Below are 13,487 nucleotides of genomic sequence, written 5' to 3'. Positions count from 1 at the left end.
GGAAAATCTGTGGATTATTTTCTGCTTAATAGGAATTAGGTAGACGCAACGTAAAAAGTCAGAATTTAGTAGGTTGGGGAGCCACTGCGTTGGACGGGTTTCCCGGCTTGTACCCCTCCGGGGAAGCAAGCTACGCGCAGCGTCTCCCCTTGAAAGAAGCAAGTGGCGTTTGAGGAACGAAACCCAACATTATCAAGGTTTTGTTAGATTTCACTGTCACTCAATCCAACCTACTATTCTAATTTTTATAACTTCCTACTCCCAAAGAACTATTTCATCAAGCTTTGAATATCTGTTTTTTGTAGCCATTCATGTGTTTGCTGCATACCTAATTCTAGGTCAACTGCTGGTTTGTAATTTAACAGATTTTGGGCTTTGGCAATGGAACAAGCGTAAGGACGAGTCATAAAATCTATAGACTCTGGTAGAATATCAACTTTTTTCCGAAAAAGTTTTTGTCCTTGAACGCGTAGCTTTAGGAACAATTTGATTTCATCTTTTGATAATGAAAGGGGTGCTTGTAAACCTTCCATTGCTGCTAAACGCATAAAATACTCTTTCCACGAAGTTTCTTGTCCATCGGTGATATTAAATATTTCACCGTAGATTTCTTTTTCTATTGCGAGAAAGATGCCATCAATCAGGTTATCTATATATACATGATTGATTACTCCTTTAGCATCATTGGCGCAAGCAAATAATTTTTGTCGCATCATCAGAATTGGTCTGACTATCCAGGGAATACTTCCTGGTCCGTAAACATCTCCGGCTCGAATAATAATGATGCCAAAATCTGAGAGATTATTCAGTTCTAAAAGTGCTGTTTCAGCTTCTATTTTCGTTTGACAGTAGGGATTATTTTCGCCAGAAAGTGGTCCAGATTCTGTAACACCATCAGGATAATTGAAACCATAAACCATTACACTGGATAGATGCACAAATGTTTTGACATCAGCCTGTTTAGCAGCTTTAGCCATATTGACAGTACCGCCAACATTCACATCACGAAAATGGTTAATTGCACCAGCTTCTTCGGCAATTTGCTCTGTATGTAAAACGATATCTACTCCCTGACAAGCCTTTTGAGCAATAATAGAATCGGTGATACTACCAATAATTACCTCTACACCTAAATTCTGTAATTGTTTGTTCTGTGCTGTAGAACTTTGTAGTCCGCGAACCTTCATCCCTTGCGCTATGGCTAACTCGGCTGTACGCAAACCGACAAATTCATTAATACCAGTAATTAGGATAGTTTTGTCTTTGAGGTTCATAAAATCGAAATTATTGTTAAATAGGTGAATTTGACTTTTTAGATAAAAGACTTGAAGTAACACCAAATTGGAGTTTTGGTAAATACTTTTAATCTCAAATCTAAAATTGGTATAAGAAGAAATTTTCTGTAAAGAGCTGCACTAATACTTAGCTATCAATCTATATAGTGGCAAAATAAATTGATTATACTGCTAGTAATCATTTAGAAAATATCTCCTGGATCTGCGGAGCGGAGTTTATTGATAGCAAGCGCTCCTGATGTTATGCACATTAAAACTGTTGAAGTTAAAACAATTACCGCATTATTAGTGGTCATAATTATTGGCAGCTTAGTTGCTTCCGCTGCAAAACTATATAACAAGACAGAAGTAATAAATCCTGGGATATAACCTAAGATTGCCAAAATCAAAGCTTGCTGAAATACCACATTTAATAAATAGCTATTGGCATAACCTATGGCTTTTAAAGTGGCGTAAGCAACGAACTGTGTAGCAATATTGCTGTAAAGAATTTGATAAACAATAACTACACCAACAACCGCAGCCATTGTTAACATCAAGTTAAGAATAAAACCAATGGGTGTTCTGACAGCCCAATATTTTTTTTCAAAATCAATGAAGCCTTGACGAGTAAAAACTTGGACATCATTAGGCAAACTTGCTTGTAAACTTTTCAGTACTATTTCTGCATTAGTACCAGGTTTGAGGGAAATCAAACCAATATCTATCATATCTGCTGGACGAGTATTAGGATTTATCCTCAAGAAAGTTGAGTCACTAACAAGTAAATTACCATCTACCCCAAATGAAGGCCCTAACGTGAATAAGCCACCAATTCTTACTCTATAACCAATTAATGAATTGAAGGGAAATATTTCAATTGTCTGTGCAGTATCTCCCGCATTAAATTTTTCAGCTATTGGGCCAAACTCTGGGCGAGAACCCCGGTCAAAAAGCACAACATCGGGAGTTTTGAGTTTATCTAAATTTTTCTCAACTTCTGGGATGTTCATCACAGGTCTACCTGGATCGAAACCAATAACATATATTGAATATTTCTCACTAGTTGCTGGATTTTTCAGTTTGGCAAATTGTAAATACATGGGGCTAACTGACTCTACACCATCAAACCCCAGAGATTGGTATAAACGAGTCCGCGAAAAACTTTGATTTGAGGTCAAAGATTTATATTGCGAACTAACTAAAAATAAATCTCCTTTGAGATTCTGATGGACTGCGGTTGCACTGGAATAGAGGGCATCTTGAAAACCAAGTTGCACAAACATTAGCAACACAATAAAACCAATACCGGCTACAGCTACTAATAAACGAACTTTTTGCTGGGCTAGCTGTAGCCATGCTAAAGGAATTTTGAAAATCATGGATTTATTTATTATTTGTCATTTGTTATTTGTTATTTGTGAATGACATCTGCCCTATGACTAAATATGAATGGCGACATCCACTTGTAAGTTAGTTAAACGAGCGACCTTTTCACTATCTGCGGGATTATCGATGGAGATTTTAACTTCAACTATTCTGCGGTCTGTATCTGAACCAGGGTTTAGGCTAAAGATGTTTTGCTTGTCAACTTGCCAACCAATCTCTTTTACAGTTCCTTTTATTGTTCCAGTAAATGCAGTGCTGGTAATTGTGGCTTTTTGTCTTACACGCACTTTTTGAACATCGGTTTGATACACCTCTGCAATCACATACATTTGAGATGTTTTACCTATCTCAGCAAATCCTTTGCTGGTGCTGATGACTTCTCCGGTTTTGGCATGGATTTTTAAAATTTTGCCATTTATGGGAGATTTAATATAACTTAAATCCAAGTCGGCTTTTGCTTGTTGAACAGAAGTTGTTGCACTGTTAACTTCGGTTTGTGCTACCTGAACATCTACGCTACGCACTTCGCTAATACTGGTGAGTTGTGCTTGTGCTTGCTTGCGTTGTTCTTGGAATGTGTCTTGAGTCCGCTTGAGGGTGGCTTGGGCTTCTGTTAACTGCTGTTGTGTAGTCTTTAGTTGTAAAGCTTTGGTATCTGCTACAGAAGCCGCGATCGCACCTTTTTTATATAATTGCTGATAGCGATCGTTCTCAGCTTGAGCGTTGTCTACTTCCGCCTGGATGCGAGCTATTGCCGCCTCTTGCGTTGCAACGTCTCCTTTATATTGTGGCTCTAAACGGGCGATCGCTGCCTTTTGAGCATCGACATCTCCCGTTTTAGCTCCAGATTTCACCTGCGCTAGTTTAGCTTTGGCAACTTGCAGTTGATCTAAAGCCTGTTGTAAAGCTGTTCTAGAACGACCATAATTTTCGAGATACGCCAATAATTGCCCTGCTTTAACCGTATCTCCTTCTTTCACCAACAGTCTGTCTACTCGTACCCCATTATTAGAAGCGGGAGCAGTCAAAGAAGTAACTTCGCCTTCTGGCTCCAAACGTCCCAAGGCAGTTACAGCAAGTTTCGCAGGAGTCGCAGCTTTTGGAGGAAACGCTTGCGGTGTCACAACTTTAGGTTTAGACCAAGATGGTACTAAACTATAGAAAGCTATTAATCCGGCCGCTAAAGTTAGAGAAGCTGCTAAAATTACTTGCGATCGGCCTACGGGTTTTGTGAATAATCGACTTTCTTTATTTACTGCCATATTTTCATTCCAATTCTGCTTTTTTAGGAGTTAGCCTGGTTATATTTAGTCGATTACAATAGACTCATCCGCAAATTACCAAGAAAGCTTTTTATCTAGGCTTTCTACCTTAAATCAAATGGATGGGTCTAAATTGGTTTTATATGAATTGTTGTACGCTTTTACCGCCCAAACTTACTATTGTGGCGTGAAAATTAATGGCGTATTACTTCAAAGCTTCCTAAGTTATATCCTATTTTGTCATCTAATCCCGTAGCGTAAAATACAATAGCGCTAGTCAGAAAACTTAACTTTTAAGAACAACGAAGCGCTATAAAAATGAAATCAAAAATTGAATAAACTTGTTATTAAGTATGGCGTAAAAATTTATTTTTGTCAACTGGTTTAATTGGGATAAGTCTTGATTCTCTCACTAAAATATTTCATGACAGTAAGATTAGAGACTGAATAATTTTATTCGTTACTAACTATATTCTGTTGCTTTTATCACTTCCGTTTTGAAAAGATTGAAAACCCCGATTTTTAAGGTTTTTTGGGTAAAGTATGACGGTTTGTCTTTTGACACATACGAATAAAATTGTTTAGCATCCTAAAATTCCTCTAGTTTGAATTTAGGTTGTATGACTGACGTACAGAATAAGCAAAAGAAATTAAAGCTGCTATCCATCGGTATCGCACCGCATAATGCTTTATTCTCCATTGGTGTCTCTCCTCATGGATTAATTTCTATTGGTGCTATTCCCCACGGATTAATTTCCATTGGATTAGTACCAATGGGTGTGGTTTCCATTGGATTTGTTTCAATGGGGTTATTCAGTGCCGGAGCAGTGGCAATGGGACTGATCGGTTTTGGGAAAGTTAATATGAGCTTGATGCAACTCAATCCAACACAGATGGAGCAGATGCAACCTGGAACACAGATGAATCCTCATCAGCAGATGTCTCACTAGAAAATAAATTGAGGGATGTTAATAGCAATCCGATTTGATGGGTGTGAATTACTTGTAGGGACTGGGAACTGGGGACTGGGGACTCTTAAGAAGGAATAAAGGTGTACTGAGTTTTTTTCAAAAATCAAATATGAGTCCTATATCTTGACTTTTGGGTTCTATAGTGATTGACTCTATTGCGATGCCTGTGGCGGGCTGCGCCTACACGCCAGATGAAAATCCTACTAATGCGATCGTGATTATGTTTATCACGCAACATACTAAAAATTAACATTTGCTTTATAAATAACCACTTTGCTTTTTAACTTAACTTATATTGAAAAATAACCCAAAACTTTGACTCAATTATGATGCTTCTCTGAGAAAACATACTTATGGTTGTTCTGTTTATCTATGTATTCATTGAATTGTTACTTACTAGACAACAGATTTGCATTGTTAACTTAATTCAGCACAAATTTATGGTTAATGCATAGATCGCAAAATATCCGACACCTTTATAGAGTTACAAATTATACTTTCCTGCCTAATTTTATTCAAATTAACATCAGTAATTGGGGATGTTTATTTATAAATTAACTTTAAAGAAATGATTTAGTTTCTGTAAAGTATGTTAGTATTTTTATTAATTCAATGCTTTAAAGTGGTTAAACAAACTAGTTATTTAATTGAAATTTTGAAATTATAAATAACTAAAAATAACTGCTTTCCCATCACTTTCTGCTCGTTCTATCACTTTTTCAACTTGCATAAAATCGGATTAAAGGTGGTGTCTTTTGTGTAACGAAGTTGTCAACTTTGCTGGTTCGATTAGCATAAAATACATTATCCCGAACGTTGAAATTGGCTATGACATTGAGCCAGATACAGAATGTTGTCATTAACAATAGCTATGTTGCTGTGGTTAGGCTAGATAATCAAAGGGTTTCGGGTGAAAAAAGCGTTTCTGTTCCCTTAGCTACTCCTCAGTTTCCATCGCTCCAGTAGGATACCATTACTCAAAATCTCTACTATTACAAATGGATTGAATTCACTGGTCAAGCAGCTATTACACTCCAAGACTATTTTACCAGTTTTAACAACGTTTTTGACCTATTGCCACAATTTCAAGAGTCTAGCGTTGGATAACATTTTTTCGCGATCGCAGTGTGCCAAAATCGCCTATAAATTTAAGGCTTTGTCAGGGCAGTATGTGTCGTGTGGTGTCGATTTGGAGAAAAGCATTTAGCACAGATAGGATAGCTAGCTGCTTTACAAGATGAGAGATTTTCATTATTTAGTAGGCAACAGAAATTACTGTAGCTACACAATCCACAGTACTAACTATGCCCTATGTCTGCTTATTCAATTGATACTGCCTTAGCGGAGTTAGAGAGCCTTATCAATAATTGTGAAAAGGCTGTAATGAAGTCTATAGAGGAAAAAAACATGAAATCAGACAAATCAGATAAATCAGTGTCAATCTCCAGAATTAACAGACAATTACAACATAATCCTATCGCCATTGTTGGGATGGCTTCTCTATTGCCTCAAGCCAGGAATTTGCGGGAATACTGGCAAAATATAGTAAACAAAATTGACTGTATTACTGATGTTCCTTCTACCCACTGGAGTGTTGAAGATTATTACGATCCGAATCCCAGAACTACGGAAGATAAAACCTACTGTAAAAGAGGTGGATTTCTTCCAGAGGTTGATTTTAACCCGATGGAATTCGGCATACCACCCAGCATTTTGGAAGTCACAGATGTATCGCAACTATTAAGTTTATTGGTTGCGAAAGAGGCGATGGAAGATGCAGGCTATGGCGAAAAACGTGAGTTTAACCGCGAGATGGTTGGTGTCATCTTAGGCGTGGCTATGGCCAAGCAATTAGGAATGCCACTTTCTGCAAGGTTGGAATATCCAATTTGGGAAAAAGCACTCAAAAGCAGTGGTTTATCTGACGAAGATACCCAAAAAATCGTTGATAAAATCAAAAGCGCTTATGTGAAATGGGATGAAAACGCTTTCCCTGGAATGTTAGCTAACGTAGTCGCTGGACGAATTGCCAATCGCCTAAATTTTGGCGGGATGAATTGCGTAGTTGATGCTGCTTGCGCTAGTTCCTTTGGTGCTTTAAAAATGGCGATTAGTGAGCTAATTGAGCATCGTTCTGATATGATGCTGACTGGTGGAGTTGATACCGATAACACCATCATGGCTTTCATATCCTTCAGCAAAACACCAGCTGTTTCTCCTAGTGAAAATGTCAAACCTTTCGATGCTAAATCTGATGGGATGATGCTAGGTGAAGGTATCGGGATGATTGTCCTCAAACGTTTAGAAGACGCTGAACGCGACAACGATAAAATTTATGCCGTAATTAAAGGTATTGGTACTTCCAGCGATGGGCGTTATAAGAGCATTTATGCTCCTCGCAAAGAAGGTCAAGTTAAAGCCTTAGAACGTGCTTATGAAGATGCCGGCTTCTCTCCCGCTACTGTTGGTTTGATGGAAGCACATGGTACTGGTACAATGGCTGGAGATCCGACAGAATTCGGTTCTTTAAAAGACTTCTTTGATGTGCATGATGACAAAAAGCAGCACATCGCTTTAGGTAGTGTGAAATCGCAAATTGGACACACAAAAGCGGCTGCGGGTGCGGCGAGTTTGATTAAAACTGCTTTGGCGCTACATCACAAAGTATTACCGCCGACAATTAACATTACCGAGCCAAACCCCAAACTCAACATTAAAAATTCATCCTTTTATTTGAATACCGAAACCAGACCTTGGATTCGTCCAGAAGGGGAAGCACCCAGACGCGCAGGTGTAAGTTCTTTTGGCTTTGGTGGTACTAACTATCACGTTGTTTTGGAAGAATATGAAGCCGACCAAAACGACGCTTACCGCTTACACACTGGTGCTAGTGAAGTGCTGTTGTTTGCTCCGACGGTAGAGCAATTGTTGAGCAAATCGGAAGAGATTTTAGGTAAGTTGCGTTCACGAAGTGACTCCGCAGGAGTATCGCCAGATGCGCTTACACACTACGCGCAATTAGTCAATGAGTGCAAATCACAACAGATTCCCCTCTCTGCTGCCAGATTTGGGTTTGTAGCTGAGAATCTTGAAGAAGCTTGCAAGTTGCTGCAAACTAGCATTGACTGGCTGAAACACAAAGGAACAGCAGCATCTTGGGAGCATCCCCAAGGGATTTATTACCGTTCCTCTGGTATGGAATTAGGTGGAAAAGTTGTCTCTCTATTTTCTGGTCAAGGTTCGCAATACTTGGAGATGGGGCGGGAACTGGTGATGAATTTCCCTTTGATGCGCCGTCTTCATGGTTATATGGATAGCCTGTTGCTCAAAGATAATTTGCAGCCGTTGTCAGAAATCGTTTTTCCTCATCCTGTGTTTACAGAGACGGAAAAAAATGTCCAAATTGCTGCCTTACAACGCACAGAATACGCTCAACCAGCCATCGGGGTGTTGAGTGCAGGGATGTACAGCATCCTGCAACAAGCTGGGTTCAAGTCAGATTTTGTGGCGGGACATAGTTTTGGTGAACTCACAGCGCTATGGGCTGCGGGAGTTTTGAGTACCGAAGATTACCTGTTCTTAGTGAAAGCTAGGGGTCAAGCAATGGCGGCTCCCGAAGACCCGGATCATGATGCAGGTAGTATGCTGGCTGTCAAAGAAGACATCAGCAAAGTGGAAGCAGTAATCAGACATTTTCCGCAAGTTGCGATCGCTAATCAAAATTCTCCAACTCAATTTGTCTTGGCTGGGCCTACCGGAGAAATAGCGAGAGTCAGAGAGGCTTTACACGAGAAAGGATATACAGCTGTATTATTACCTGTTTCAGCAGCTTTCCATACACCGCTAATCGCCTTTGCTCAGAAATCCTTTGCGATCGCTACTAAGTCAGTCAAGTTCCAAAGTCCGAAAATTCCTGTTTACAGCAACGTTACCAGTAAGCAGTATCCCAAGGAACCCCAAGGTATTCAAAAAATCCTGGAAACGCACCTTTCTAATTCAGTGCTGTTTAAACAGGAAATTGAAAATATCTATGCGGCGGGTGGTACTTGCTTTGTGGAATTTGGGCCGAGAAGAATTCTGACCAACTTAGTCAAAGATATCCTTGGCGATCGCCCTCATATTACCGTATCTTTGAACCCCAGCACTCAAAAGAATAGCGATCGCTCCTTACGAGAAGCAGTTGTGCAGTTGCGAGTAATTGGTTTGGCTTTGAATAACCTCGATCCTTACCAACTTCCCCAAACTATCCCCCCAATTGAGACGAAGAAGACATTAAATGTCCGTTTAAACGGGATAAACTACAGATCCGAAAAAACGAAAAATGCCTTCGCTTTAGCTTTGCAGGATGGGCATAAAGTCACATTACCCACCCCCGAATATTCTGATGCGGCTCCTTTGTTTAGCAGCCCAGGTGTGACTCCACCTCTGGCTGCGATCGAGACTAACGGACATAAAAAATCCACCCCAGCCATGAACGGTGTGACATCTAATATCATCACCCAGCCAGAGCAACAGATGAATCCTGTTACCCTGTCACAGCCAGCCCAGGAATCTAAGATGCAACCAACGCCAGAAAAACTTACAAATTACGAACAACTTTTAGCAAGTTTAGAATACCTTCTGACACAGTTCCAGGAAAATCAAGCTGAGAATTTACAAGTTCACGGTACTTATCTCAACCATCAAATGGAATACGCTAAAGCGTTTTTCCAACTGATGCAGCAGCAGAATTCTTTGTTGAGTGAAAGTAAATCAACAGCCGAAACTGCCAAAATGAAGCTAGTTGTCATGGAAAGCTTAGAGCGCAGCATGATGCAGTTTCACTCCCAACAAGGTGAAACCCTACGCATCCATGAACAATATCTTCAAGAGCAGTTGGAATATACCAAAAACTTTTTCCAACTCATACAGCAAGAGTATTCTCAAATCATCTCTGGTGAGGGAGCAACCCAACTAACAGAGAAACTCAGCAATTTCACTCCGTTCACCACAGAAACAACTGTTACTGATGCACCAGTACCTCCTAATACCAAGATAGTAGAAAGCCAGCCTTTGCCTGTAACTGAGGCTATCGCTAAAAATGTTACCCAAGAACCTCTCCCGGCTGCTGTAGAGCCTGTAGTTGAAACTCCTGTATCCCCCGCGTCTCTACTTCCCACTCCCCACTTCGCCACTGTCGAGACAGTAGAGCCTGTAGTCGCGCCACCTGTACCAGTTATAGAACCTCAAGCCGAGGTTGTAGTCAAAATTAGCTCACCTCCAGTCAACGAAGTTGTTGCATTCACCCCAGAACCATCACCCACAACTGCTGCACCTGTATCTGGTGCAACCATTGATATTGTTGATTTGGATAAAAATCTCTTAGCCATCACCAGCGATAAAACTGGTTATCCAGTCGAGATGCTGGAAATGGACATGGATATGGAGGCTGATTTAGGGATTGATTCCATCAAACGGGTGGAAATTTTAGGGGCGCTACAAGAGATGTACCCCAACCTACCCAAACCCAATTTAGAAGAACTGTCAGAAAAACGCACTATTGGTCAAGTTGTAGAGTATCTGCAATCCCACGCTTCCAAAAGTATTACTGTAGAAATTGCAGTTCACGAAGTACAACAAGCAACTGAGATTTCAGTAGAGGCTGCACCAGTAGTTGAGGTAGTCACCGCACCGGAACCAAGTGTAGTTGTCGCATTTACCCCAGAACCCGAACCCGCTACAAGTGATGAATTTGCAGACTTAGGTGAAACCCTGTTAGCCATCACCAGCGATAAAACTGGTTATCCAGTCGAGATGCTGGAACTGGAAATGGACATGGAAGCCGACTTAGGGATTGATTCGATTAAACGGGTGGAAATCTTAGGGGCGATGCAAGAAATGTACCCTAACTTACCCAAACCAAATATTGAAGAACTCGGAGACCTCCGCACCATTGGTCAAATAGTCGATTACCTACAGCAGTTAGCTGGAGGTGAAAAAAAAAAGTCTGAGCCTGAGTTTGTCCAACAACAGCCACCCGAATTAGAGCATAATATTCAGCGCCATCTCGTCAAACTCAGAAGTCTAGCACAGCCGGATTATTTGGATTTTACGTTACCAGAGGGACACATCGGTTTAATCACCGATGATGGTTCCCTCACCACTTATAAATTAACCGAATCCCTAATCGAGAAAGGCTGGAAAGTAGTAGTTATCAGCTTTCCCCAATCGCTGATCGCCCAACAAGCGCCCTTACCTACAGGAGTAACCCGCGTTACCTTAGCAAACTTGAGTGAAGAACATCTTCAACAACAATTGCAAGCGATCGCATCTCACTGCGGAGTGATTGGGGCCTTCATCCATTTACACCCAATGTTTGTAGGAAATCACACCGGGAGTATTTCTTATAACGAACAAGAAAAGGCGATCGTCAAGCACGTATTTTTGATGGCGAAACACCTCAAACCCGCTCTCAACGAAGCCGCGCGTCATGGACGTAGTTGCTTCTGCACAGTTGCTCATCTTGATGGAGCCTTTGGCTTAGAGTACAAAGTTAACTTTGGTGCGATCGGCGCTGGTTTGTTCGGATTAACCAAAACTCTGAGATGGGAATGGTCAAAAGTTTTCACCCGTGCGATCGACCTAAGCCCCAGACTTGATGCTAAACAGTCAGTACAAAACATCATCGCCGAGCTTCACGACCCCAATCTTTATATTAGTGAAGTTGGCTACGGCTCACAAGGACGAGTTACCATTATCGCCGATTAAAAATCTCTTCTCTCTGTGCTCTCTGCGTCTCTGTGGTTCGTTTAAAAAAAACCGCAGAGGACACAGAGGAAGAAAAAACCAAAATTATGCAGGTATTCACGAGGATTTATGACACAAACAGCCCAGCTTAGTCCATCATCTGTCTTTGTCGTGAGCGGCGGTGCAAAAGGGATTACGGCTGAGTGTACTATCAGATTAGCCCAACAGCAACCCTGCAAATTTATCCTCCTCGGTCGCTCTGAACTATTAGAAACCGAGCCAGATTTTGCTCAAAATTCTGATGACTCCGCATTGAAAAAATGCATCATGGAAAATCTTCTTTCTCAAGGAGAGAAGCCCACACCCATGAATGTGCAAAAAATATATAATAAAATTACCTCCAGCCGCGAAATTAAAAAGACTCTAGCAGCAATTGAAAAAACCGGAGCTAAAGCAGAATATATCAGCGTCGATGTCACAGATACGCAAGCTTTACAAGAAAAACTTGCCACTGCTGTACAACATCTTGGCCCAATTACCGGCATCATTCACGGTGCTGGAAACTTAGCCGATAAGTTAATTGAAAAGAAAACAGAAGAGGATTTTGAAAAAGTTTACACCGCGAAAGTTCAAGGCTTAGAAAATCTACTTGCTTGCGTTAATCCTAATTTGCTTCAGCATTTAGTTTTGTTCTCTTCAGTAACAGGCTTTTACGGAAATCCTGGACAATCTGATTATGCGATCGCAAATGAAATTCTGAACAAATCAGCCCATATATTTAAGCAAAGTTATCCCTCATGTCATGTAGTTGCTATCAACTGGGGCGCTTGGGATAGTGGGATGGTGACAGCAGAATTAAAGAAGATTTTTCAAGAGCGGAAAATTGAAATAATTCCCATTACAGTTGGGGCACAAATGCTTGTCAAAGAAATGGATAATACCAATCATGCAACCGCACAAGTTGTTATTGGTAGCCCACTAGTTCCAATGGCTACAGAGTTAGATTCAGAACTACGAACCTATCGTATTCGTCGCCAAATGACATTGGAGGCTAATCCATTTTTACACGATCATACTATTGCTGGTTCTCCAGTTTTACCAGCAACTTGTGCAATGACCTGGATTATCAATGCTTGTGAACAATTATATCCAGGTTATCGGTTGTTTTATTACCAAGATTTCAAAGTTTTGAAGGGGATTACTTTCAATGAAACATTAGCGAAGGAACATATTTTAGAAATAGAAGAAGTTTCCAAGGTTAATCTTGAAAAAATCGAACTTAAAGCAAAAATTTCGAGTAAAAACCCAGAAGGAAAAACCCATTTTCATTTTAGCGCTCAACTCAATCTCCAGCGTGAAATCCCATCTGCACCCATCTATGAATCTCTCAATCTCGAACAAGATAATATCATCACTGTGATAGGAAAAGCTTTTTACCAAAATGGTGGAGCTACATTATTTCACGGTCCCGCTTTTCAAGAAATCAAAAGAGTTTTAAACATCACTCCTGAAAAAATCACCACAGAATGTCTTTGGCCAGAACTCACCGCACAGCAACAAGGACAATTCCCCGTCCAATGGGTAAATCCTTACACCACTGACTTGAGTATGCACGCCTTATGGGTTTGGACACAACACTTTCATCAAGAAGGTTGTTTACCAGGAAAAGTAGAAAAGTTTGAACAGTTTGAGATGATACCACATAACGAAACATTTTACGTTTCTTGTGAAGTAATATCTAAGACACCAAGTAGTGCGATCGCAAACTTCATCATACACAACCGCCAAGGAAAAATATACTCAAGAATGCTCGGTGCCCACGCCATCATTTGGTCAATGAAATTACTCCGAAGCTAGTTTAAAAC

Annotated in this window: 6 protein-coding genes and 1 pseudogene; 4 read left to right on the top strand and 3 right to left on the bottom strand. The window is 40.5% G+C overall.

Annotated features, from left to right (window positions below):
• Window positions 1–269: 269 nt before the first annotated feature.
• From V7K41_RS32365 to V7K41_RS32355, 3 genes are all read right to left on the bottom strand, one after another.
• The gene (locus tag V7K41_RS32365) at window positions 270–1,274 is read right to left on the bottom strand and encodes an NAD-dependent epimerase/dehydratase family protein (protein ID WP_334854590.1); all 1,005 of its coding nucleotides are present in this window, start codon (window positions 1,272–1,274) and stop codon (window positions 270–272) included.
• A gap of 203 nt (window positions 1,275–1,477) precedes the next feature.
• Complete coding sequence (gene devC / locus V7K41_RS32360; protein ID WP_334854589.1) at window positions 1,478–2,656, bottom strand: ABC transporter permease DevC; 1,179 nt, start codon at window positions 2,654–2,656, stop codon at window positions 1,478–1,480.
• Window positions 2,657–2,716: 60 nt separating this feature from the next.
• Complete coding sequence (locus V7K41_RS32355) at window positions 2,717–3,925, bottom strand: ABC exporter membrane fusion protein (RefSeq protein WP_334854588.1); 1,209 nt, start codon at window positions 3,923–3,925, stop codon at window positions 2,717–2,719.
• Window positions 3,926–4,545: 620 nt separating this feature from the next.
• Here V7K41_RS32355 and V7K41_RS32350 point away from each other — a divergent pair.
• The 4 genes and pseudogenes from V7K41_RS32350 (at window position 4,546) to V7K41_RS32335 (ending at window position 13,479) form a co-directional block, all read left to right on the top strand.
• Window positions 4,546–4,875 carry a hypothetical protein gene (locus V7K41_RS32350; RefSeq protein WP_334854587.1) on the top strand — a complete coding sequence of 110 codons (330 nt, stop codon included), beginning with the start codon at window positions 4,546–4,548 and terminating at the stop codon, window positions 4,873–4,875.
• Between the two features lie 849 nt (window positions 4,876–5,724).
• Window positions 5,725–6,003 (top strand): annotated as a pseudogene (locus V7K41_RS32345) (hypothetical protein).
• A gap of 204 nt (window positions 6,004–6,207) precedes the next feature.
• On the top strand, window positions 6,208–11,643 hold the full coding sequence (locus tag V7K41_RS32340; protein WP_334854586.1) for a beta-ketoacyl synthase N-terminal-like domain-containing protein: 5,436 nt from the start codon (window positions 6,208–6,210) through the stop codon (window positions 11,641–11,643).
• A 108-nt stretch (window positions 11,644–11,751) separates the two neighbouring features.
• Entirely contained in the window at window positions 11,752–13,479 is a 1,728-nt protein-coding gene (locus V7K41_RS32335) for an SDR family NAD(P)-dependent oxidoreductase (protein ID WP_334854585.1), read from the top strand.
• Window positions 13,480–13,487 lie beyond the last annotated feature (8 nt).

Origin of the sequence: Nostoc sp. (assembly GCF_036917415.1) — a bacterium.
GTDB lineage: Bacteria > Cyanobacteriota > Cyanobacteriia > Cyanobacteriales > Nostocaceae > Nostoc.
Note: the sequence above shows the minus strand (reverse complement) of the source record. Positions and strands in the feature narration are given on the sequence as shown.